Origin of the sequence: Thermogemmatispora tikiterensis, assembly GCF_003268475.1 — a bacterium.
Taxonomy (GTDB): domain Bacteria; phylum Chloroflexota; class Ktedonobacteria; order Ktedonobacterales; family Ktedonobacteraceae; genus Thermogemmatispora; species Thermogemmatispora tikiterensis.
The window spans coordinates 4621598-4646385 of the sequence record NZ_MCIF01000002.1 but is presented as its reverse complement, the minus strand read 5'-3'; the positions used below and the strand labels follow the sequence as shown (position 1 = coordinate 4646385).

The following is a 24788-nucleotide window of genomic DNA, read 5'->3' as shown; positions in this document are numbered from 1 at the left end:
CCAGAGACAACCGCCTCCACCAGCAGCGACCCCAACCATCCCACCATCCGCATGCCCTACCCCCCCCCCTCCTTCGCTGCACTCGATCCACCTCCACCACACCCCCCTAACCCAGGGCAGACATACATCAGCCCCGAGGGATCGTTGAACGTCTCTGGGTTCCCCGCAACATAGGCGTAGGGGTTCAGCCCCTGCGCATTCCCCTGCACCGGGTCCGCCGACACAAACAGCCCAACCTGCGGGTCATAATAACGCGCCCCATAGTAGTCCAGCCCGCTGACATCATCCCCATACTGGCCCGTGAACCCACGCGCCGTTCCCATATCGCCCGCCCGGTAGCGCTGGTTCCCATACGGCCCATAGCCCTGATTCCCGACCAGGGCCGCCGCCCCATCCGCATTGCTGAAGGTCGCAACCACACTACCCACCTGGTCCGTCAAGAAGAGCTGTGTATTGCCCGGCTGGCTCCCCACACCGCTCAGCTCGCCCAGCAACTGGCCCCCCAGGTCATAGTAGTGCGTCGTGCTCAGCAGGCGCCCATCACCGGTGTAGCAATGCTCCTCCAGGCCGAAGGCATAGACCGTCAGCGTCGTCGACCCCGGCGTCACCGAGCGACGTAGCACCCGCTCGCCAGCAGCATCGTAGACATACCACTCCTCCACCGCAGCCGTCGGATTCTGCCAGTGCACCAGCTCATCCAGGGGATCATAGTCCAGCGTCTGCGATGTCCCGTTGAGACTGCGCGTGGTCATGTTCCCCCAGAGGTCGTAGCTCGCCGCGTAGGACGCCACCACGCCGCCAACGCCTGAACAGGTCGTCCCGGCAGGGTACAGACCCGTCAACTGGTGCGGGTGCGAGCTGTCGCAGTAGAGGTACTGTAAGGCTGGCCCATTGCCATTGAGCGGCCCCTGCCACAGCTGACCAAGATTGGTGTAGCTAAAACTGCTGCTATAGCCCGCCCCGCTGATGGTATTGGAAGGCGTGGCAGTCCCACAGAGACCATTGCCCGCCGCCGGCGGCGTCCCCAGGTTGCCCGCCCAGACAAGGCGCTCCTGCGCGTCATAGCAGAAGACCTGCGTCTCGCTCCCGCCGGAGTTCGCCACACCCGGCACACTGCTCTGCTGCGTGGTCAGGGTGAGCACGTTGCCAGCAGCATCGTAGCTGCGCGTCTGGCTGAAGATGCTACCACTCTGCCCGCTGCCACTGCCCCAGAGCGCCTGCACCGCCACCGGACGCAGGTCAGCATCGTAGCTAAATTGCTCCGTGGCCGCTGGAGCACTGCCACTGGCCGTCTGGATCGTCACCGTGTCTGGCAGAGCGCGCGCGTTGTAAGTCACGCTCGCCAGCAACGGACTGCTCCCCGTCGTGGGACTGAGACCGACCAGCGTACCAGCGGTGGGATCATAGACCTGCGTGAAACTGTAGCCCGGGTCACCAGATACACTGGTGCTGGTCGTGGTGGTCGTGACCTGATCAGCATCGTTGTAGCTGATCTGCTGCTGATAGGTCGGTAGCGGCGTCGTCACGTTCCAGGAGGCCGGCAACCCCAGCGCCAGCGTACTGGTCGTCAGGCGCCCACGCTGATCATACTGGAAGCGCCTAGTGACCGTCGCCGAGCTGCCATCGGGATACCAGGTCGTGGCAACGCTCTGCGTGAGGCGACCAACGGGGAAGTCGCTGTTTCCCTGGCTGCCCAGGGTGCTCGTGTCGTAGGTGTTCTGGACAAAGGGATGGGCCCCACTGCTACAGGCCCCCGCCACGCTCTGAGCTGGGGCCGCGTCTTGCATACAGACCAGCCGCCCCAGCAGGTCATAGATGTAGCCCAGCGTGCGCGAACCGGAGACATCGGTCACCAGGTGCCCATCGGGATCATAGCTGTAGTCGTGGGGACCACGATCGGGATCGAAGAGGTGCACGAGCCGGCCCAGATCATCGTAGCTCATACTCGTGCTGACGCTGGTGATGGTCTGCCCAGCCTGCGGCGCCAGATCGGTCACGGTCACGACGGTCGGCTCATCGAGAGCGTTGTACTGCACCGCCCGCTGAGCGGCTACGTTGCTGCTGATCGCTGAGGCCGATGGGCTGGCCACGCCATTGTAAGTCTGACTGTAACGAGTGCGCCCCAGGGCATCGCTGAAGCCGACCGTCATGTGATTGTCAGCATCGATGCTCTGAACGTAGCTGTAGAGCGTGCTGTCTCCGACCGGGCTCCCCAGGCCGTAGTTGACACAAGCGGTGTAGGTCCCGCTGAGGACTGCCGAGCAGGCAATCCCCGGCTCCTGGCTGGAGCCGTAGTTTGGATCACGCTCAGCAATGACTCGCCCGAGCGCGTCGTAGAAGGTGACAGTACCGCCAGGCGCCTGACCGTTGATGTCAACGGCGCCGTTGGGATCAACCCAGCCGCTGCCGCTCGCAACCTGGAACGGCACGCTCTGGAAAACACTGTTGGTGCTGTCGTCGTAGACCGTGAAGACGATTGTGTCCTGACCCGGCGTGGGACCCGGCGTGCGCGTCTCGACAGCCCGTCCCAGGGCATCGTAGAAGGTGCGACTGACAGCGTTGGGGTAGAGGCTGCTGACCGTGTCAACTTCGTAGCAGGGCAGACTGCTGCTGGCGGTACAAGCCGAGGGATTGACGGTCTCTTGATCCGTGTAGCTGGCCGTCTCCAGCGGCAGCGTGACACTGGTGGTCGTATTGGCGCCATTGTAGCTCACGCTCTGACCGGTAGTCTGGCCATTGGCATCGGTCGTACTACGCAGGAGGCCGCCTTGAGTATAGTCATAGGCCAGGGTCACCGTCTGCCCCAGGGCATTCGTTTCCCTGACGGGACGAGCTTGAAAGCTGTCGTAGGTGGTGCAAGCGGTATAGTGACCAGCGGTCCAGGCAGAGGACATGAAGGAGGGGGCGCTGCTCAGGCTACAGCCCGCATTCGCGTAGAGGCTGGGGGTGGCAGCGCCAACGGCATCCACACTTGCCAGCAGATTACCATCGGCATCGTAACCGTAATAGGTGGTCAGAGCCGTCTGGCTGGGGTTGGTGCAGTCGCTGTAGGTCGTGACAGTGGTGGGCCAGCCGGCAGCCGGGCGCGGCACCCCCGAGGCCGCCCCTTCATCGTAGGTCGTGTCCTGGCAGAGCCAGACATGACCGCTACTGTCGGTGAGCTGGCTATGCACAACCGAGCGCAGATTGTGATAGACCCAGCCGTTGATGGTGGTGTCGGTGGGCCGATAGGTCCAGCTGCGCGTGATGGTGGGAGCGTTTGAGGCCGTGATCTGCTGCGAAAGCAGGTTCTGATACTGGCTCTGATCGATGCCATTGGTGGAACTGTAGCCCGCGTAGGTATTGCTGACCTGGACCCAGGGGGCATTACTGTTGCCCGTCCCCTCGTAGAAGGTGGTCTTGCTGGTCAGCAAGAGCACAGCACAAGGGACGTAGGTGAGATCGTAGCGCCCATCGCAGGCGTTGTGCATGCCGTTGCCGGCGTAGACATTCCTGGTCTGCTTGAGCAGCGGGCTGCTGGTGCTGTTGCCTTGATAGATGTCCTCCTCATAGAGGCTGCCCGCCGTGTAGTTGCCACTGTCGCCAGCCTGCGAACCCCAGCCGTTGGTTGTGGCATAGGCTCGCGCAATCAGGTTGCCAGCAGGGGTCGTAATGTAGACCCATTGGAAGCCGCGAAACTCCTGATGGTAGAAATCCATCCAGTCGCCTTCACTGGGGGGAGCCCAGCTATCAGCCATACAGTCGCTGTCGCCCTGGGAGTCTTGAGGGCAGCCGGTGCCTACAACCTTAAGCCGATAGTGGAAAACGTAGGTGGCTTCGGGAATGGCCGAGGCACTGCTATCTGTGCCCAGAGCGGTGATACGGGTGACGACCTGGACACCCCACTGCTTATCATCGGGATGAGCAAAGGTCCCCGTGCAGTCGCTGTGTGTACTGCAATAGAGCGGATCGTGGCGATCATCACCGGTGGAGCTGTCATAGGGCGTGCCGTGAGCGTTCGCCGTGGCTGTGGCATAACTGATGCTGGCCCCCTCACCGGTCTGCTCATCAACTACCCGGGTCAGGTAGCGCCAGTAGGTGATCTGGGTGTAGTGCTGCTGGCCATTCTGAATGGAATGACTCAGATCAATATAGCCATCAGCCAGCCCATCCGAGGTATAGGTTAAGATCAGCGGCTTTAGATCATGCGGAGCACCATTCTGGTAGACCGTCGGCGTAACCTGGGTGAGCAGGTGATTGCCCGTGTGATAGATCTGGATCTGGGTATAGTCGTCCCAGGCCTGGACAAAAGGATCATCATGGTAGGTGAATTGATAGCTGTAGGCTTTATGGGAGGCGCTGCTGTCGTCACCAATGTAGCTGACAATCTGCTGCAGGCTGAAGGTGCTCATCACGAGCGGGGCTGGCAGACCATTGGGGTGATCCAGGGGATCATCGCAGCGCAGCGTGGTATTGACGGGCGGTGCCTGGCTGCAGTTGTAGTTTGTTCCGTAGCTGGTGACATAGGGCGCGCTGCTGAAGGGAGCACGGTAGTAGAAGTCAATCGTGCCGGCAACACCAGAGGCATCGCCATAGACAATCTGGCGCGGTGCGGTACTACGCACCCCCTGCGAGGTCTTGTCTTGAAAGTAGGTGATGTTGATGTAACGCCCCGAGGTCCCCGGCCCTTCGTTGGCCAGGGTGACTCGATTCAGGTCCCACTCATAGTTCTTGCGCGTCCCATCGCTCTCAATGACATATTGCAATGAGTCGCTGGTACAGCCGAAGGTGTAGTCATTTCCAACATCGTCCCACACCTGGAAACAGGGCGTGCTGGTATTGGCATTCATCATCTGAATGCGGTAGCCATTAAGGTGCTGTGGAACGAAGCTCGTGGTGCTTCCGGGATCAGGAACAAGGCGATCGCTGGCACCGGCGCCATCGAGGAAGTACCAGGTACCCGCTTTGGCGCTGCCACTGGGATAGTCATCAGCAGTGATCGCTCCCAGACCGGAGAGGGACCAGCCTTCTCCCAACATGCCACTGGGAGCCGAGGCATTGTGATGCTCGTTAGTGCTCTCGCTGGAGTAGACCAGGGCCAGGGCCGGCGTCGTGCCCGGCGGGCCAGCAACGACCGAGAGCGGGTAGCTATAGGAGAACTGCCCTGAGTTGCCTTGCACAGCATCTAGCAGAGGAGTAGGTGGTACACCACTCTGGGAGGGGCCACTCACCGCCATGGTGCCGCTAGCCAGGGCAGTCAGTTGAGCAGAGAGGGTGTGCGTCTGGGGGTCGTTCTGGAGAGGAGCCTGATACTGGGAGAAGGGTTGTCCGGCAGCACGCGCTGCGGCGATGGCATCCGGCCAGGTGAGCCACAGCGTACCTGGGTCGAGATCCAGGCGGGCTAAATCATCCGGTTGGTAGTGATAGAGCACCGTGACGGGCTGTTGCAGGCGAATGCCGCTCACTGCCCGCCCCTGGCTGTCAGTCACCTGAACCTGGTACATCCCCAGCACACTGACCGCACCAGGGAAGAGGCCGTGGAGCTGGGTCACATTCAATGAGAATGGAGGCGTCGGTGTGCCCGTCGGTGGTGGCGTGGGTGAGGGAGTGGGTATCGGCGACGCCGCAGGTGAGGGAGTAGGCGTCGGAGAGGTTACAGGAATGGGAGTAAGCTGCGGGGAGGGAGAGCTAACGCTTGCGCTGGAAGCGCTAGTGTTGACAACCTGCGCCTGCGAAAAGTCAAGTGATCCTGCAGGAATCTGGATCTCCAGACGTCCATCGCTTCCCTGGAGGTCAAGGGCGCTGCCACCTGCCGAGCCGCTCAACAAGGCCGGACTCAGGCTCTGTGCAAGAGGCTTCATGGTCGCCGGCTGAGCGCTGGGGAGCGTGGCCAGCTGGGTCGGCTCGCTATCGACAGGCAGAGCAGGCACCTTCGCCGGGAAGCTGAACGAGTCCAGGTTATTGGCCGGCTGACGCTGCTGCAGAAACTGGGCAAAGGTCAGCTGCGCTGGCGCCAAGGCCGGCGGCAATGATTGAGCATGCGCTACCGGCGCGATAAGTGTCCACTCCTGCCCCAGCAGATACCATATGAGCAGACATATGCCAGCCAAAAATAAAAACGGGTTTTTCCCGTTCCTACGATAAGAAATATTTTTAACTGTATGATGAAAAAGATGGTCCGAGTCATTATGAGGAGCATCCGAAGGCATAAAAATACCCTCCTGATAATGTGGACCACTATAAGAGTAGGCTGCAGCTAGACAGTACGTGTATATGAGAAGGGATCGGGACAGATCAGAGTTTGATCCGAAGAATGCTTCTCCTATATATACTGTCTTGTATATGATATAACCTAATCAATGATGATTGTCAATATATGGACGCTTCACTTGATTGAATTTACGAACATGGCTCTTGAGTGAGAAACGGGCCAGACCATCTGCTTTCCGATCTCTGAGGCTTCTCCGGCCTGAGAAGCCGATGGTAAGGTGACAGAGCCTCACCTATACGTAGTAGGGGCAGCAGCGGAGTCCAGGACAGCCTGCGATGATGTATACTAAACCAACAATAGATAGACCAGCATAACTGGCCTGCCGCCTGCCCACTGCATTCGCTGCCGCAGCGGTAGCGCTCAGCCTGGGCCCAGCAAGAGCGAGGAAGGCGCCTGGCTCTCTTTTAAGCCTGGGCTGGGACAGCCCAGTTGTCAGGCGTCCGACTAATACAACAGGCAGCGTCACACATGGAGCGGGATCGCCAGCCAGGGCGCCCACTCCTACCAAGCAGGCAGTGATGCTGGTTCTCGCCGGTTGCCTATTTGGATCAGCTAAATCACTGGAGAAGGCTCTGTCTGCAAAGCAGGAGTTCTGTTTCCCTCCCAGCACGCGAGAGGGGGAGCAGAAAGGAGGAGAGCTTGTATGGCCGCCCATGCCAGGGTCTATCGTACTGAGCTGACGCCGGTCAGCTTTTTGGAGCGCAGCGCCCTCGTCTTCCCCAATAAGGTGGCTGTTGTCCACGGCGAACGCCGCTATACCTACCGCCAGTTTGCCGAGCGCGTCTGGCGCCTGGCCAACCAGCTGCGTAGCACCGGCCTGCGCAAACACGATCGCGTCGCCTTCCTCAGTCCCAACACACCGGCTCTGCTGGAGGCCCACTTTGGTGTACCCGCCGCCGGCGGCATCCTGGTGGCCATTAATACGCGCCTGACCAGCAAGGAGATCGACTATATTTTGAAGCATTCCGGCTCGCGCTTCCTCTTCGTCGATGCCGAGCTGCTGCCACTGGTGGCGTCCTTAGAGCTGCCCGGCGTCGAGATAGTGCGCATCGACGATACGGGGCAGCCAGACGATCCCTACGAGCAGTTTCTGGCCGCCGGTTCGCCCGAGCCACCCGAGAGCTGGCTTGAGGACGAAGAGGAGACGATTTCGATCAATTATACGTCGGGAACGACGGGCAACCCGAAAGGTGTGATGTACACCTACCGCGGCGCTTACCTGAATGCCCTGGGCGAGGTCATCGAGACGGGCATGAGCAGTAGCAGCGTCTATCTATGGACGCTGCCGATGTTCCACTGCAACGGCTGGTGTTTCCCCTGGGCAGTGACCGCCGTGGGAGCGCGCCATGTCTGCCTGCGCAAGGTCGATCCTGGCCTGGTCTGGGAGCTGCTGGAGCAGGAAGGGGTGACGCACTACAACGGAGCGCCGACGGTGCACATCTTTATTGTGAACCATCCGCAGGCTCACCGCATCGAGCGCGGGGTAACGGTGACGGTGGCCGGGGCCCCGCCTTCGCCAACGCTGCTGGCCCAGATGCGCCGCTTGAATATGCGCCCGATCCACGTCTACGGGTTGACCGAGACCTACGGACCATATACGGTCTGCGAGTGGCACGAGGAATGGAGCGCGCTGCCCGAAGAGGAGCAGGCCCGCTTGCTGGCACGCCAGGGCCAGGGCTACGTTGTCGCCGAGCGGGCGCGTGTGGTTGACAGCGAGATGCATGATGTGCCTTGGGATGGGCAGACGATGGGCGAGGTGCTGATGCGGGGCAATAATGTGGCTAAGGGCTATTATGAGAACCCCGAGGCGACGGACAGGGCTTTTGCCGGTGGCTGGTTCCATTCGGGCGATATCGCGGTCTGGCACCCCGATGGCTATATCGAGCTGCGCGATCGCGCCAAGGATATCATTATCTCAGGCGGCGAGAATATCTCGACAATCGAGGTGGAGCAGGTGGTGGCACGCCATCCTGCGGTGCTGGAGTGCGCAGTGATCGGCATCCCCGACCCAACCTGGGGCGAGCGCCCAAAGGCCTTTGTGACGCTCAAGCCGGGCCACAGTGCGTCAGCGCAGGAGATCATCGAGTTCTGCCGCCAGCACCTGGCCCATTTCAAGTGCCCGGTGGCGGTCACATTCGGCAACCTGCCGAAGACGTCAACAGGCAAGATTCAGAAGTTTGTGCTCCGTGAACGCGAGTGGGCTGGCCGCGAGAAGCGCATTAACTAGGGTGATGGCTGGCAACCACGCTTTGCACGGGCGCCCCAGGCTCTTCCGCCAGGGGCGCTCTTCTTTGCCCGGCTGATGCCAACGGCACAACTCGAGCAGTAGACGCTATCTTATGCCTTCGCTGTTCCTCTTGCTTTTTTCTGCACTTTCCCATATACTGGTTGGCAGCTGGAGGCTTTGTGAGATTGCCCAGTGCTGCGCTCTGAGGTCGCAGCACCAGCAGGAGGGCCAACGATGGAGATAGGCCACCCGGTCAGTATTTTCTGCTCCTGGTCCGGGACTGGGACCGATGCACCCTGGCGCGAGCGCGTGCTGACGGCGCTGAGACCACTGGCCGCCCAGGGATTGATCGCGCTTCGGGATGATGGCCCCCTCTCTATAGAGGGTGCCGTCGAGCAAGAGCCAGTACGTGGTCCCTCCGGTGCCGCTCTTTTCCTGGCCCTGCTCAGTCCCGATTATCTGCTCTCGTCAGCGTGCCTCGCCGAGCTAGAGCGGGGCCGACGGCGCCATGATGCCGGTGAGGTGCTGCTCATTCCGCTTGTGCTGCGAGCCTGCGCCTGGCAACAGAGCGCGGTCGGCGATCTGCAGCCCTGGCCTTCCGATGGGCTGGCGCTTGCCAGTCGCGACGATCCCGAGGAGGGGCTGCGCCAGGTTGAGCAGGGCCTACAGCAGGTTCTGGGCCGCTTGCTCTTTGAGGGGGTTCGCCAGCGCGACGCCTCCGCTGCTGAGCTGCTGTGCTTCTGCGCTTGCCTGGCGCCCGCCCCCATTCCAGAAGCGCTGGTGACGCAGGGACTGGCCCGGCTACCGCATTCGCTGGCTGTGACTGCTGCTGATCCGTCCACTTTGACCGCTGTCCAGGCAACGCTGGAGGCTGAGGCTCTCTTGATCCGTGATCCGAAGAGCGGCGGTCTGCAGGTTCATGAGCTGCTGCGGGCGGCGCTGCCTGAGCAATTGCCCGCAGAGGAGCAGGCGCTCTGGAAGCGGCTGGCGCTGGAGGCCCTGGCGACACTGGCAATCGCTTACCCTGCCGGGGAGCCGGAACACTGGCCCCTCTATGAGGGTCTGCTGCCGCACACGCTGCACTGCGCCGCCTGGATCAGGATGGAGCCAGCTCTGCAGACGGCGCCCACCGCCAGGCTGCTGGAGCAAGTCAGCCTTTATCGCCGACTACATGGGAGCTATCAGGAGGCCGCTTCCTTAAGCGAGTGGGCACTGGCTATCCGCGAGCAGGTGCTTGGTCCCGATCACCTTGAGACGGCTGCCTCTCTTCACGATCTGGCTTTCCTGTATCACTTTCTGGGCCGCTCTGTTGAGGCGCTGCCTTTGCTTGAGCGTGCGCTAGCCATCCGTGAGCAGGCGCTCGGCCCCGCTCACTCTCTTACTGTTTCTACACTTGAGTACCTGGCTTTCCTCTCTCTGAGCATGAGCCGTTTCAATGAAGCTTTTCCTCTCTTCGAGCGTCTGGCTCCGCTTGCGGAGGAGATTTTCGGTCCCCATTCCCCTAAGACGATTTCTGCTTTGAACATGCTGGCGCTCTGCTACCAGCGCCAGGGCCGTGTTGCAGAGGCGTGCACACTCTTCGAGCGCGCTCTGCTGTTCAGCGAGCAGGCTCCTCATTCGGTCCCGAACCTTACTGGCGCTATTCTGCAGAATCTGGCACTCCTCTATCGCTCTCTGGGGCGCCGCGCTGAGGCCCTTGCGCTGCTCGAGCGCTCTCTTGCGATCGGCGAGCAGACCTTTGGTCCGACTCACCGTCGTGTTGCCATCACGCTCTATCATCTGGCCCTTCTCTATAGGGATCTGGGTCGCCCACAGGAGGCCCTGCCACTGCTTGAGCGCGCGCTGGCGATTTGCCAGCGCGCAGTCGGCCCCGACCATCCTCTCACTCGCCGGCTACGCGAGACCCACCGCCACTTCCAGCAGGCTCACGCTGAACAGTGATAGCCCCTTTCCTGTCGCTCGATCCTTCCGACCACTCAAACCATCCGCGACCACCACGAGCAGCGACTACGCCTACTCCCGCCTGAAGCAGACCGACTGACCATCCCTCACTCTCACTCACTTAGCAGCCTTCCCTTGCCACAAGCAAGCGGACCGGCACCGCAGTGCTCACGCTGCAACACCGGTCCACCTCTCGCCTGCTTTCTTCCCGCCTCCCCACCTTCCCATCTCCCTCCTCCACTAAGCTATAAGAAAGCCCCACGCGCCTCCTCATTTCCCAGATGAAAGTAGATACAAGCAATCGCCAGGAAAAAGAGGCTTGTAATCAGCAGTGCATTGCGAATAGCCACCTCGAACTGCCAGCCCAGCCAGACCACCAACAGCGTCACCACCAGGCACAGCACCCCCAATGCGCGATAGAGTCCCACACTGCGGTAGACCATCAGATCAGACTCCCCCCTTTCTGAGGACGCTTCTCTCAATTCTGGCTTACAGTCTGCCATGCCCGTCTGCCTGCCACAACAGAGAGAGGGATCAAGCCCGGACGCGGACGGCCAGCAAGGCGGACAGGCAGCCAGCAATCGCATTCCTCTCTATAGCACGAGCGCCGCCGAAAGGCAAGAGGTCCTACCCGCTCGCCAACAGACCCCACCCACCCACCTACCCACATCTCGCCCCAGTCGCATCAGACCCACATCGACTGTAAAAGCATCGCCGCCCGCAAGGCCCCATAGACCGGCGCATCGCTTCCAAGCTGCGAGGCCACCAACGGCGTCTGCCGTACGCTTGGCGACCCGTAGCGCTGCAATCCCTCGCGCAAGACCGGCGCAAACAGATCGAACGCTCCCGTCAACGCCCCCCCAAAGATCAGCACCTCGGGATCAAAAACGCTGGCCAGGCCCGCCAGAGCAATACTCAGCATCGCCGCACAATCGTTCACCAGCTTCACACAGGCCGCCTGCCCCTCGCGCGCCCTGGCAATGATCTCCTCCGGCGACAGCGGTGGATCAAGCAAGCGCCCTTGCGAGGCCAGCATCGAGAGCGAGGCATAACGATCAAGATAGCCATGCTCAGAATCAAGCGCCGGCTGCCGATCCAACACCAGCCAGCCCAGGGCGCCAGCACTCCCATGCGCCCCATGCACAATGCGCCCCCCAAGCATCAGCGCCCCACTGACACCCACTCCCACACTCATCAGCGCCGCACTCTGCCGATCGCGCGCCGCCCCGCGCCAGACCTCCCCCAGCAAGGCTAACTGTGCATCGCTCGCCAACATCACCGAGACGCCAAGCCGTGCCCGCAGGTCATCCGCCAGATCACGCCCATTCAGATAAGGCAACGACGGCACCCAGATCACCCGCCGCTCAGTACAGTTGCCTGGAATGCCCACCCCCACGCGCCGAATGGCCTCACCAAGGCGCGAAACCTCCTGCACCTGCTGCACCAGCGCCTCCAGCAACTCCTCATAGCTGGCCGGCACCGCCACCGACGGCGTCAGCACAACCTCCTTCTGCTGAAAGTAGGCTCCACGAAGGGTCTCTTCTCCAATATCGATGCCGAGATACATAGCTTCATTCACCCCCTGTCGTCGCCTGGCTGCCGCTCGCCGGCGCAGAGCAAACGCCACGCGGGGCGACGCTCCTTTCATTTCCGCTCAACCACCCTCCCACCGCCCTCGTCACTGTTCACCAAATCATGCGACGCCGGAAGCCCCGGCGTTTACGCCTGGGAAGGAGGCGTCGCGCCCCCCTTTCGTATACCCGTATCCATCTGCCCGCTGAAGCATGATCCAAAGGACCATCCGCCCTCTCTTCCCGGCGCCCAACCGCCACCCCAGTGACCTTGCTCCCTGGATCGAACTTCAGCCCGTCGGGCTGCAGCACCCTCCCCTCAAGGAGCCGGTCTTTGAGCCTCATCGTGAACGGATGGAGCCGGTGGACGACAGCGCGTCCGCGTTCCAGTAACAATCGTGCTCGCTTCTCCGAGCAAGGCATGAGCGGCTTCCTCGCCTTGTCCTTCGGCTCAACCGCCTGGGCTGGTCATAGACGGGCTGGTCGGGTCATCCCCGCAAGCCCCCACCTAAAGGCGGGGGGCTATGACTGTAATCTTACCGCATCAACCCACCAGCGGCACAGACACCAACAGCGAAGCCCCCCTACCACTTCTATAACGCAGCAACCCCAGCCGATCGCTCCAGCCAACAGCAAACCCAGCCTGCATCTCACGCCCCACTCACCACCCAACCAGTCACAGCAGCCGGCGACAGCCACAGCCGCCAGCCAGCAGAGAGAACGCCAACAGTACAGCATAAACACGGGGGGAGAAGCCAGAGAAGTAGGTAGGTAGGTAGGTAGGTAGGTAGGTAGGTAGGTAGGTAGGTAGGTAGGTAGGTAGGTAGGTAGGTAGGTAGGTAGGTAGGTAGGCAGGCAGGCAGGCAGGCAGGCAGGCAGGCAGGCAGGCAGGCAGGCAGCGGCTGCCAACGGGCAGGCGGCTCGCACCGCACGGCCCACGACAGCCCGCTACCCTCACTGCGCCGGGAATAGATACAATCAGACAAGCAAGAAAGAAAGAAGGAGGGAAGTAGTCAGGCGCCAGGCCAAGCCCTACTGCTTGACCAGCTTCGCCTGCAGACGAATCTCCGTGGCAGCCAGCGCCTTCGAGACCGGACAATTCTGCTTGGCGTCGTTCGCCAGCTCCTGGAACCTGGCTTCATCGATCCCAGGCACCACCGCCGTGGTCTCCAGCTCGATCGGGCCAATGGCATACCCCTGACCCGTGGCATTGAAGTGCACACGCGCATTCGTCTTGACGCTCGTCGGCGTAAAGCCGGCGCGCGCCAGCCCCGCCGAGAGAGCCATCGAGAAGCAGGCCGCATGCGCTGCCGCAATCAGCTCCTCGGGATTGGTCCCCGACGTATCATCACCCATGCGCGTCTTAAACGAATACTGACCCTCAAAGGCGCCCGTGCCCAGCTTCAGCTGACCCTGGCCGCTCTGCAGATCACCTTTCCATTCCGCCTCAGCGGTGCGAACTGGCATATCGCTATCCTCCTCAAGTCAAGTACAACAGCTGCTTGCTGTCACTCCTGAGACTCAGCCATAAACAGGCAACAGAGCCTCTCTCAAGATAATAGCACACAGGGAGCAACGCGCCGGAAGAGACTCAGGTCACACTTCCCCCGTCTCCGCGGCGCCTGCCCCCACAGGTCTGCTCTGCATACCAGCCCGCAGCCCCCTCGGACTGCGCCACTCAGTCCCTACTCGCCCGAAGCGGTCGAGAAGGCCGGACGCCCATCAAAGGTATAGAGATGCTCCGTCTGAATGAAGTCGAAACCAGCCTCGGCCAGGCGATGCAACAGGGCAATAACCTGCTGCGGACGCAAAGCCTGCCCATTGCTGGCCAGGAAACGACAGCGCCAGTGATCGGTACAGAAGGTTTCCGGCAGGCCATTAGGCCAGACCTTGGCCCCCCGATTGGTAATCATCGTCAGCTGCAGTCCATCGCCTTCCAGACGCTTGATGGCCTCCCCCAGCTGATCAGGGCCGCCATCGCGCCACTCCAGAAAGACATCCACCCCCACCAGTTCCTTCGTCTCCAACGGCTCCTGAAGGGCACGCTGAACGCTGGCCAGCTTCGGCGCCGATGTATAGTTCACCGGCTTGAGCGTCTGCGGCATCTGACCGAGGCGCTCAATGATCGCCTGCGCAAACTCCTTCGTCCCAACCTTCTGCTTGCTGACCTTCTCGCTGTAGATGTCATAGGTATGGATGCCGTCCTCCAGGGTGCGCAGCCAGGCATTGTGTACGCGCGTCGCTACCTCCGGCTGCCCAATATGGACAAGCATCAGCACAGCTCCCAGCAACAGCCCCGAGGGATTGGCCACGTTCTGACCAGCACGCCGCGGCGCCGAGCCATGAATGGCCTCAAACATGGCACACTGGTCACCGATGTTGGCCGAGCCGGCCATGCCGACCGAACCTGCAATCTGGGCCGCCACATCCGAGAGAATGTCGCCGTAGAGGTTGGGCAGCACCACGACATCAAAAGCCTCGGGCGTGTCCGCCAGCTTGGCCGAGCCAATGTCGACAATCCAGGTCTCGTTCTGAATGTCGGGATACTCGGCAGCCACCCGCTCAAAGATCTTGTGGAAGAGGCCGTCCGTCTGCTTCATGATGTTGTCTTTGACGAAGCAGGTGACTTTCTTGCGGTTATAAGCCCGCGCATACTCGAAGGCGTAGCGAATGATCTTCTCGCTACCCGGACGGCTGATGAGCTTGAGGCTCTGCACCATGTCGTGCGTCTGCCGGTACTCGATGCCGGTGTAGAGGTCCTCCTCGTTCTCGCGGATGATGACGACATCCATCCCCGGATACTTGGTATCCACGAAAGGATAGTAGGCAACACAGGGGCGGACATTGGCGTAGAGGCCGAACATCGTGCGAATGGTGACGTTCAGGCTCTTGTAGCCCCCTCCTTGTGGCGTGGTAATGGGCGCTTTGAGAAAGACCTTGGTACGCCGCAGCGACTCCCAGGCGCTCGGCTCAATGCCCGAGGGCACACCGCGCAAGTAGACTTTCTCCCCGACCTCGATCTCTTCAACGTCGATCCGCGCCCCAGCGGCCTTGATCACTTCCAGGGTGGCCGCCATAATCTCCGGGCCAATGCCATCCCCATACGCAACGGTAATGGGCGTATTCTGTGACATGGATCTTTGTACCTCTGTTGCGTCACTAGTGGTGACTTGCGTTCTCTGGCTAACGAACCAGTGGGTTCTCAGTGGAGATTGCCACTTAAGTATAGCACACGACTAGCTCAACAGGAGCAGCCTCTCCCCCAAGCCGGTCCTGCCGCTGGGAATAAAGCAGTGGATGTTGCTGGTTGTCATTAAACAAATGCAGCACTATGACCTGGTCATTGTTGGCGCTGGCCTGGTGGGACTGGCAACGGCGCGCGAGTATCTGCGGCGTCGACCGGGCCTGCGCCTGCTCGTGGTGGAGAAAGAGCCGCGCATCGCCGCCCATCAATCGGGACACAACAGCGGCGTGCTGCACACGGGCATCTACTATACCCCCGGCTCGCTGAAGGCTCGCGCCTGCGTGACTGGCCACCGGGCCATGCTGGCCTTCTGTCGCGAGCACGGCATTCCCTTCCAGCTCTGCGGCAAGGTGATCGTGGCCCTGACTGAGGAGGAGCTTCCGCGCCTGCAGGCCCTCTACGAGCGCGGTCAGCGCAACGGCGTCCAGGGGCTGGAGTTGATCGGTCCCGAGCGCCTGCGCGAGATCGAGCCGGCGGCAGCGGGACGACGGGCCATTTACTCGCCCAATACAGGGATCGTCGATTTTACGCGCGTGGCCGCCGCCCTGGCCGAAGAGATCACCGCCCACGGCGCGGATCTGCGCCTGAGCTGCCAGGTGGTAGGTCTCTTGCCACGCGCCGCTGAGATAGTGGTCCAGATGCGCTCTCACCCTCCCACGGCAGCAAGCCAGAGCGGCAGTTGCGAGGAAGAGCTGACGGCGCGAGCGGTCATCACCTGCGCTGGCCTCTATTCCGATCGCCTGGCGCGTCTGACCGGCGACGACGGCGGGCTGCGCATCGTGCCGTTCCGCGGCGACTACTACGTGCTGCGCCCCGAAAAGCGTCAGCTGGTGCGCGGCCTGATCTATCCTGTCCCCGATCCGCGCTTTCCTTTCCTGGGGGTTCATCTGACGCTGCGACCCAACGGCGAGGTCTGGGTCGGACCAAATGCTGTGCTGGCTCTGGCGCGCGAGGGCTATGGCCGCTGGCAGCTTCACCCGCGAGAGCTATGGGAAACCCTCAGCTACGGCGGCTTTTGGCGCCTGGCGCGGCGCTACTGGCGCATGGGCCTGGCCGAACTCTATCGTGACTACGTGAAGCGCGCCTATGTGCGTCAGGTGCAGCGCTACGTACCAGCTCTGGAAGCTGAGGATCTGCTCCCGGGTCCCAGCGGCGTCCGCGCCCAGGCACTGGCCCCCGATGGTAGCCTGGTTGATGACTTTGTGATTCGCCGCGGGCAGCGTGTACTGCATGTGCAGAACGCGCCGTCGCCAGCGGCCACCTCCTCGCTGGTCATTGCCCAGATGATCGTCGACGAGGCCCAGGCGCAGTTTGCACTCTAGCGCTCTCCCACGTCATCCGCAGTCTACCTCAACAGCAAGGGCTGCCAATTGAGGTGGCATTGATGCTTGAAAAGATCCCCTGGTTCACGTTCTCCTGTAGAGATATCGAGCAGCGAACAGACGCAGGAGGATCGCGATGGTCACCCTCAATTCCCCAGAGTCGGCCTCGACTTTCAGCGAACAGATCCAGAGTGCTACAGATCAAGCGCTTGCCGACCAGCAAGCAGCAGCCTGTAAGGGCATGCTGGCAGCACTCCAGGAGATAGAAAGCCAGCTTCTCCATGTCGAACAGCTCCTGCGCGCAGTCAAGGGGCAGCTTGCAGAGGCACAGGCCGCCTGGCAGGGAGAGCTGGCAGATCTGGAAAGCAGGCTCCATCCCTTCAGCGAAGGAGGAGGAGCCGAGCACCTCCATGCGGTCGGCCCTTTAGCACGCATCGCTGATCCCCAGCCTGGTGCCAGCACCCGGGGAGCTGCACCGCCGGAGCTGGCCATTATTCCCTTGCAAACCCATCCTCGCTATCTTCCGTCCGCCGAGGCCGGCACAACAACCACCCTTCTCCCACTCTACATCACCTGCTTCGGACGCTTCACCGTTCGACGCCTCCACGCCGAAGGACCACTGATCCGGCTCTGCCGCAACAGTAAGGGGCAGGCTATTCTGCGTTATCTCCTGGCCCAACCCCAGCAACAGGCCAGCATCGATATGCTAATGGCTGATCTCTGGTCGGATGAAGAACGGGAGACCAGTCGCCACAAGCTGCAGATCGCCGTCAGTGCTCTGCGCGCCTCCCTCAACAGTGAGCAGGTCCAGCCCCAGCCTGGTGGCAGCTATATCCTCTACAAAGAGCAAACCTATCTGCTCAATCCTGTCGCCAGTTTCACCACCGACGTTACAGAGTTTCGACGCCTCTTTGCCACCGGCAGCCAGGCCAACGACAGCGACGTCACCGCCCACTGCTATGAGCAGGCGTGCAAACTCTATACCGGCCCTTTCCTCGTTGAGGACCTCTACGCCGAATGGTCATTTCTGCAGCGCGAGGAACTGGCCCGGCTTCACCATCGTATGAGTACCTGGCTGGCCGAGTACGCCCTCCAACGCGGCGAAGCAGAGGTCGCCCTGACCTGGGCGAACCTCCTGCTGAAACTGGACCGTTACGATGAAGAGGCTTACCGCAAGGCGATGCGCGCCCATAGTCTCAGCGGCAGACGCAACGAGGTGCTCCGCTGCTACCAGCAGTGCTGCCGGACCCTGGGGGAAGAGCTGGGCATCGAGCCGCTCCCCGAGACACGGCGGCTCTTTGAGCAATTGATGGGGTTCCATACCTCTCCCTCCCTGCCACAGCAGCGGTAATCACCCCATTTCTCAGCGAGCCGGACCCGCATTCCATCTGCTCGCGCCCTCCGTCTAGTTCAAGCGCTGGATCTCATTGGCCGCGGCAGCACAGACGAACATCGGGAAAAAGTGGCCCGGCTGCTGCGTCCCCACGACAACGTCAGAAGGAGCCGCCCCCACATGGGCCACCGAATGAAGGAGCGTCGGATTGTCAACCAGGCTGATATACCAGACTTCATTAGTAGGGGAGCGCTCTGGAACGAGGATGGCCGTCTGCAGGCTATTGGCCCAGTGCAGGAAGAAGAAAGGCGCTCCCTGGCTATGGGCAAGCTGCGTACGCGTGCCTATCGTCAGGTTGAACCTGCTCAGAGTGCTGCTGCCGTCCGGCTGCTGCTCGGTCACGTAGAGTGTCTGGTGATCAGAAGCCATCAGGACCCCGATGGGATGCTCCAGATTGGAGAGCACCGTCGTGACTGTCCCGCTGCTGAGGTCAACTTTGACCACGCTGCCCAGCGGCCCACTGTCGTTGAAGAGGGCTATGTAGGCCACGGAGCCATCCAGAGCGATTTGCTGCGGCGCCGCCAGCCCGGAGGCCACCACAGTCGCCTGACTGCGATTCGCTCCCACTGCCAGGTCCACGCGGTAGAGCGTCCCTCCACGCTCGGTCAGGTAGAGTGTCTGTCCATCAGGAGCAACGGCAACGTCCTCCAGCTGGCTGTAGCCAGTGCCTAGTACCGAGTACGCAGGACTGCTCCCCGAGGCGTTAGCCAGCAGCGAGACCTTACCCCCATACTCGACGAAGAAGAGTCGATCACCTGCACTGACATATTGGGCCCCAATGGGAGCGGATAGACCCGTGACCAGTGTCGTGGCTGCTTGCGCCTGCGGTGGCGGAGGATTGGCCAGAGCAGTGGCCGTGGCATTGGCCTGGGCCGTCGCGGTGGCATTGGCCTGCGTCGCCGCCGTCGCCTGGTTGCTATTCTGCGCCGCTGCGGTGGCATTGGCCTGCGCCGTCGCCGTCGCCTGGCTGCTCACTGCGGCCACCGTGGCTGTGCTGGCTCCTGTCTGTACCAGGGCCGTCAGGGTAGCTGCCACATTGGGAGCGGGAGTAGAGGCCACCGCCCCCGGCTTGCCCGGCAGCGGCACCAGCCCCCGAGCCAGGGCCAGCGCCCCCCCAGCGATCAGGACCACAGCCAGCAGGGCCGGAACAATCCAGGGCGGCAGTAGCGCCTTGTTGATAAACTCGCCCGCGGTACTCTGACTACGCTGCTCCCCCAATGCTTTCAGATGCACCTGGAAAGGAATGCGCTCCTCGCGCCCTATCAGGCGTCGCCGCTCCTGCACGGTTAGTCCGACTCGCGCTTCTCGTCCAGTATCCAGCTCCAGCGGGTTCACCCGGAACAGATAGCGCAGCCGCTGCTCATCGTCCTCTCCCTCCAGTTGATAGCGGGCCGCTGCATTGCCAGCGTTGGTCACCGCCAGGGTGTAGGAGGCCCGACCACGGCCACCGGCGCGCCGCGGCTCCAGCCGCAGCGTCTCCTCACTGAAGGGCTGTACAGTCCACAAACAGGTCGTCTGGCTATATTCTTGAGGCTGCTCGCGCGAGCGCGCGCGAATCAAGACATGGTACTGACCAGCCCGGTGCGAGGGACGACGCGCTACATTGATGGTCAGCATGACCGTCTCTTGCATGCCAGGATTGAGCTGCACTTCCTGCCCGGCACCATGCAACCATTCGGCAGGCACCCCCTCAACTGTTGGGGTGAACCAGTCAACGATGCTCCCCATGTTGGTCAGGGTGAGCTGCACGGTGGCCGCCTGACCGGGCACCAGCGCCAGCGTTTTGGGCGAGACCGCCAGGCCAATGCGCTCCGAGGCCAGCGAGGTCGGCCCCTGGCTGCTTGCAACGGTGGGCGCGGCATAATTGGCATAGGTGCTGCTTCCCATCCCCACAGGCCGCGCAGCCCCAGAAGGAGGGGCCGGCCCCACGTTCGAACGGACAACGGTTACTGGCGAACTGGAACCTTCGAGACGCAGCCAGAAGGGGCCAAGACGCACCATCTGCCGCTCCTGCCAGACCTGGCTGACCTGCGGCATGAGGCGCACCCCCTCCAGCAGAGTGCCATTGCTCGATCCCAGATCCAGGACCCGCACCTCTTTGCCATCCCAGGTGATGCGCAGGTGCTGGCGCGAGACCTGCTTCGAGAGCAGGACTATGTCGCTTCCTTCCTGCCGGCCTACGATGATGCCCGCTGGCTTGACTTCAACAATCTGTAGCGTACGCCCGCTTTCATCGATGACGCGCACCCGCGGCACATCACTGTAGCCCGGCATGGTGGAGACCGTGGGAGGCGCCGGCAACGCCGTCGGGGAGGCTGGCGCCTCCAGGGTGGTGCGCGTCTGTAAGCTCGCCTGCTGCAGCCCCGGCCCCGAGGCTGATACTGGGACCGCGGCCCCCTCACCACTCCCCCCTAGCACGTTTTGCAGGGCATTCGCCAGCGCTTGCCCATTGGCAAAACGCTCCTCCGGCTTCTTGGCCAGGCAGCACATGACGATCTCTTCAAGGATAGAGGGAAGCTCAGGCCGCAGCTCGCGCGGACGCGGTGGCATGACATTGACGTGCTTGTAGATGGCGTCGGCTACACCGCTGATCTGAAAAGGTAGGGAGCCGGTGAGTATCTCGTATAAGACGACTCCCAGTGCATAGAGATCGCTGCGCCCATCGATAGTCTTGGCACCAAGGCATTGCTCAGGCGACATGTAGGCCAGTGTCCCCATTGGCGTGCCAGTGACTGTCTCAACCCCTCCTTCTACCAGACGCGCTAGCCCGAAATCGCTGATCTTGACCAGATAGTGCTCACGCCCCGGCTCCGAGCCGGCCAGATGCCGCAACAGGAGATTGGCCGGCTTGATGTCACGGTGCACCATCTGGAGCGCATGGGCCGCGGCCAATCCCTGCGCCACCTGGATGCCCAGCATGAGCACTTGCGGCAGCGGTAAACGCTTCGTGGCCTGCCGCTTGAGCAGAGTGCTGAGCGCACCGTCCTCCATGTATTCCATCACCATGTAAAGCAGGCCATTCTCATCACCATAGTCGTAGACCTCGACGATGTTGGGATGATGCAGAGCCGCCACCGCTTTGGCCTCCTGCAGAAAGCGCGCACGAAAGTCCGGACGCGCGGCAAAGCTGGGTAGCATAACCTTGATGGCCGCCGGACGCTCCAGGAGCTGATGCACACCACGAAAAACCTGGCCCATGCCACCTGCTCCCAGCACCGCTTCAATCCGATACTGCCCGACGATCCGGCCTATGTACTCTTCGTTCATCACGGGATGACCTCCAGTATGTACCCGGCATGCGCTGGCTTGTGTAACTGAATCAGCTCTTCAAGAAAGGCGCGATCAACCACCTCACCGTCTGCCGCCGGGTCCAACCTGACACGCACATGAAAGATAAATGGCTCTTCCGGCTTCTCAAAGATGTCAGGCTGTAAGCCAGTGCAGATCTCGATCATACGCTTGAGCCCATACAGCGTACCTCGCCAGCTATAGAGTTCCCAGGCTTCAGCCAGCAGACGCCGCTGGCGTGCTTCTGGCCAGTGCGGATTAAGCGGGATATCCAGCCAGCTCGCCAGCCAGGGCAGGAAGCGCGTCGGACAGGTACGTGGATCAAAGTACATCTCGATATGATCCTGGCGCTGCTCCAAAGGCTCCCAGATGTCTTCAAAAATGTGAAGGAAACGCTGTAGAAAGTCGCTTTCCTGATAAATGTCAGGGAGATAGCGCAGATAGAGACCGCCGATACTCGGCCCCGCTGGAGAGCTTACCGGCGTGGCAGGACGCACTGGCCTGGCAGCGGCAGGCGCGGCAGGCACACGCGGCCTCTCCCCAACCAGTCTCGCGGGAGGGGTCGCAGCTCGCTCCGGCACTGGCCCCTTCTCTCCCCCGCCCGGCCTGGGAGTAACAGGGGCCGCGAGTCGCTCCTCCTCCGCTCGCTTCGCCCCCTCATCTGGCCCCACACTGGTGGTCTGGGCCTGAGCCGGCAGGCGCGCCGCCGTTCCCGCCTCCGCTTCATAGGTGATCAGATAGGGGCCAATCTGAAAACTTGCCCCATCGCGCAGCAGATAAGGCTGATGCGGCAACAAGCGCTGCTGACCCACAAGCGTCCCGTTCGAGCTGCCCAGGTCCGTCAGAATGCAACCCTGGGGCGTCAGGCGCAGCTCAGCATGATGGCGCGAAATGATCTGATGATCAAGCATCAGGTCGCTCTCTGGCCCTCGCCCGATGCGCAACACCGGGGCTGTCAGCGACACTGTCTTGATAACCTCGCCCTGCAGGCGGACAACGATCTGTGGTGTGGCCATCTCTTTCAGCGTACCTTTATTTGATGCTGGCCAGAACAGATGAGACCGTGACGGGGAATCTGCACCGTCTGCTGATTCGCCGGCAGGGGCTTCTCCGCTCCCGTCGCCTCACCGACGCTGATGACCAGATTCTCCACATACTCCACATGCTCAATACGCTGCAAAAGACCATATAGCTCAGAGCGGTTGAGCGCGCGCCCAAAGGGCCAGCCGTTAGCGCGCGGCCCTCCAATATAGGGATTGAGATAGCGACGTAGAGCCTCCAGGGCCTCTTGCTGGACCGCCTCGATGAGGGCCGGGTCGCTGTGCTCTGGGACGCGCAGCTCGGCCTGCACTGAGACGCTGACATACTGGGGCTGATGAACCTCCAGCGCGGTACCGAGCAAGCGCCGAGGCTGCAGGTAGGAGAGGACCGCACTGCGCAGCTCGGCGGAGAGCGCCAGCTGTTCTGGCGCTAGCTTCCCCTCGGGATCATCGACCTGGGGCAGGACAATGACAAAGACCTGGCCTGGACGTGGATCGCCGCGCCCGCCGGGCTGGGCACCTGGGGCCAGGCAGCGCGCGCGGGCCACCCCGGGCACCTGGCAGGCCAGAAACTCGTAATCATCGGCGGTCACGGCCCGCGTACGCGCGCGTAACTTCTGGGGTGCACGCAACCTGGCCTCTTCCAGGCTCTGGGCGTCACGCCCTCCGACGGCGGCCTCGCGATTGGTAACGTGAGCTACATAGGGGATCGCCGACTTGAGAACCGTCAGGGTCCCACGGGCAACATTGCCGACGACCCCTCCTCCGTAGCGATAGCGCTTGAAGACCAGCAGGCTCCCCTTCTCCGGCACACTGCCAAAGCGGTAGACGGTGCCGTCAGGCTGCAGGAGGGCCGGCCCAAATGTCAGCGTGCCGTCGAGCTTATCAAGGGTGAAATGACGATCTTGCGGCCCCGATTCGGCAAAGTCTTCGACCGCTTGCCAGCTCTGGGGCTTGCCGCCCGGTGCTTCGCTGACCAGGTACTCTTGTTGCGGATCAAGGGCCAGGATGGGGGTATGCTGCAACCGGAACACCTGGCCCGGGGTGCCGTCGCTGACGCCAAGTACCTCGTCTTTGACCGTAATGGCATGGCGCGCGCTGACAGTCCCCCCACGGGCCTCGACGCGCAGACGGCGCAAGACCGGAGACACCTGGTAGGAACCAGGCCCGGTCTGGGCCTCGGTCAGCCGGCAGCGCAGCCAGTAGCCGGTCACGCCCACGAATTCGGACCGGACCATCTCCGGTAGATGGAGGATGATCTCACCGGCTTCGTTGAAGCCACCCGTGCCGTCATATTCCAGCTCGCAGTTCACCCAACGCGCGGCCCGCCCCTGCCAGACCTGCCAGATCAGGGGCGGCTTCGTCGGATCAACACCCGCCCCCCCGGCGCGCTCGCAGTCTACTATCAGGGCCAGCAGGTGATTGCTCAGGTCGTTCTCAAAAGCAAGCAAAAAGGCGTCACCCGGGGCCGGCTTCTGAGGAAAGAGGGCAACGCGCTTCTCTCGTCCGCGCGCTCCCTCCGGCGGTAGGTTATGGCGCAGCCAGTTGCTCCCCTGGCTGGCATTGCGGGTAAAGGTGTCGATCAGGCGTGGTGGCTGAATGGTCAGGGGCTGCTCTGTAGTAAAGATGATGGCCGGGCTGCTCTCAGTACGCACGGTGGCCACTTCGGTGTCGGCGGGAATGGTGACCGCCGTCGGCTGTGCAGCGGAAAGGTAAAATGTAATGGGGGCCGTCGCCGCTCTCGGTGGTTCCAGCTGCATACCAATCAGTTCGAGGAATTTAATGTAGTTCTTGTCCGGTACCTGGTTGACTCGATAGAGCAGCATATCGGTCATCCAGGCAAAAAGCTCGATGAGGGTCACGCCTGGATCACTGACGTTGTGATCGGTCCACTCGCGGCAATAGTGGGGAATGAGCAGTTTGGCCTGATCGACGATGTCTTGAAAGCGGCGATCGTCCAGCTTCGGCGCAGGCAGTGACATGGCTAGCTCCCCCTCCGGCCAGGTGCCTCCGCCGACTCGCCCTCTCCCTCACCAGGAATACGGTAGAAGGGGAAGACCAGCGAGCGGCGGTCATGGGTGGCCTTGATTTCGTATTCGATGTCGATGAGCAGGCGCCCCGCCTCCACAGGATCGGGACGCGCCTCCACGCTGATGAGGCGAATGCGTGGCTCCCACATGCCCAGAGCTTCCTCTACATAGTAGGCAGCCAGACCACAGGTGGTGGCGTTGTTGGGCGCAAACAGCAGCTCATGAATCTGACAGCCAAACTCAGGCCGCATGACGCGCTGCCCTTTGGGGGTCAGCAGAATAATGCGTATGGCCTCCTCGATATCGCGCTCCTGACGCGCCAGCGCGATGCGCCCGTGGGCATCGATGTGAATCGGGAACGCCCAGCCGCTTCCGAGAAAATCGCGCATAGTGCTTTTTCCTCTCTTTTAATGTCAATCTGCTCTGCTCTGTTGTGTTCGCTCTTCTGGCGCCGGCGGAGCAGCATGGGTTGCCGCCTCCGC

At 61.9% G+C, this 24788-nt stretch carries 14 protein-coding genes; 4 read left to right on the top strand and 10 right to left on the bottom strand.

The window, feature by feature from the left end:
- Nucleotides 1–56: 56 nt before the first annotated feature.
- Nucleotides 57–6089, bottom strand: coding sequence for an RHS repeat-associated core domain-containing protein (locus A4R35_RS18640; protein WP_146747264.1), 6033 nt, complete (start codon nt 6087–6089; stop codon nt 57–59).
- A gap of 804 nt (nt 6090–6893) precedes the next feature.
- Here A4R35_RS18640 and A4R35_RS18630 point away from each other — a divergent pair.
- Complete coding sequence (locus A4R35_RS18630) at nt 6894–8477, top strand: acyl--CoA ligase family protein (protein ID WP_112431990.1); 1584 nt, start codon at nt 6894–6896, stop codon at nt 8475–8477.
- A 234-nt stretch (nt 8478–8711) separates the two neighbouring features.
- On the top strand, nt 8712–10418 hold the full coding sequence (locus A4R35_RS18625) for a toll/interleukin-1 receptor domain-containing protein (protein WP_112431988.1): 1707 nt from the start codon (nt 8712–8714) through the stop codon (nt 10416–10418).
- A 245-nt stretch (nt 10419–10663) separates the two neighbouring features.
- Here A4R35_RS18625 and A4R35_RS18620 read toward each other — a convergent pair whose 3' ends face one another.
- The 5 genes from A4R35_RS18620 to A4R35_RS18595 all read right to left on the bottom strand — a co-directional run bounded on the left by A4R35_RS18620 (nt 10664) and on the right by A4R35_RS18595 (nt 15123).
- Nucleotides 10664–10861 (bottom strand): hypothetical protein, encoded by a 198-nt coding sequence (locus A4R35_RS18620; RefSeq protein ID WP_112431986.1) that lies wholly within the window; start codon nt 10859–10861, stop codon nt 10664–10666.
- 242 nt (nt 10862–11103) lie between these two features.
- Nucleotides 11104–12045, bottom strand: coding sequence for an ROK family protein (locus tag A4R35_RS18615; protein WP_189362022.1), 942 nt, complete (start codon nt 12043–12045; stop codon nt 11104–11106).
- 58 nt (nt 12046–12103) lie between these two features.
- Nucleotides 12104–12412 carry an RRXRR domain-containing protein gene (locus A4R35_RS25380; protein WP_112431983.1) on the bottom strand — a complete coding sequence of 103 codons (309 nt, stop codon included), beginning with the start codon at nt 12410–12412 and terminating at the stop codon, nt 12104–12106.
- Nucleotides 12413–13021: 609 nt separating this feature from the next.
- On the bottom strand, nt 13022–13456 hold the full coding sequence (locus tag A4R35_RS18600; RefSeq protein ID WP_112431978.1) for an OsmC family protein: 435 nt from the start codon (nt 13454–13456) through the stop codon (nt 13022–13024).
- Nucleotides 13457–13674: 218 nt separating this feature from the next.
- Nucleotides 13675–15123, bottom strand: coding sequence for an NADP-dependent isocitrate dehydrogenase (locus A4R35_RS18595; protein WP_112431976.1), 1449 nt, complete (start codon nt 15121–15123; stop codon nt 13675–13677).
- A gap of 163 nt (nt 15124–15286) precedes the next feature.
- On the opposite strand from A4R35_RS18595, the gene lhgO reads away from it, so the two are divergent.
- A complete protein-coding gene (gene lhgO / locus A4R35_RS18590) occupies nt 15287–16555 on the top strand; it encodes an L-2-hydroxyglutarate oxidase (protein ID WP_223258397.1) in 1269 nt (422 codons plus the stop codon).
- 136 nt (nt 16556–16691) lie between these two features.
- Entirely contained in the window at nt 16692–17906 is a 1215-nt protein-coding gene (locus tag A4R35_RS18585) for an AfsR/SARP family transcriptional regulator (RefSeq protein WP_112431974.1), read from the top strand.
- Nucleotides 17907–17960: 54 nt separating this feature from the next.
- Here A4R35_RS18585 and A4R35_RS18580 read toward each other — a convergent pair whose 3' ends face one another.
- Genes A4R35_RS18580 through A4R35_RS18565 form a run of 4 tightly spaced genes read right to left on the bottom strand, consistent with a single transcriptional unit; the run spans nt 17961 to nt 24695 of the window.
- Nucleotides 17961–21215 (bottom strand): FHA domain-containing serine/threonine-protein kinase, encoded by a 3255-nt coding sequence (locus A4R35_RS18580; RefSeq protein ID WP_112431972.1) that lies wholly within the window; start codon nt 21213–21215, stop codon nt 17961–17963.
- Nucleotides 21215–22252, bottom strand: coding sequence for a phage tail protein I (locus tag A4R35_RS18575; protein ID WP_112431970.1), 1038 nt, complete (start codon nt 22250–22252; stop codon nt 21215–21217). The genes A4R35_RS18580 and A4R35_RS18575 overlap by 1 nt, the downstream gene beginning before the upstream one ends.
- 5 nt (nt 22253–22257) lie before the next feature.
- Nucleotides 22258–24258, bottom strand: coding sequence for a putative baseplate assembly protein (locus A4R35_RS18570; RefSeq protein ID WP_112431968.1), 2001 nt, complete (start codon nt 24256–24258; stop codon nt 22258–22260).
- 2 nt (nt 24259–24260) lie between these two features.
- Nucleotides 24261–24695 carry a GPW/gp25 family protein gene (locus A4R35_RS18565; RefSeq protein WP_112431966.1) on the bottom strand — a complete coding sequence of 145 codons (435 nt, stop codon included), beginning with the start codon at nt 24693–24695 and terminating at the stop codon, nt 24261–24263.
- Between the last annotated feature and the right edge of the window lie 93 nt (nt 24696–24788).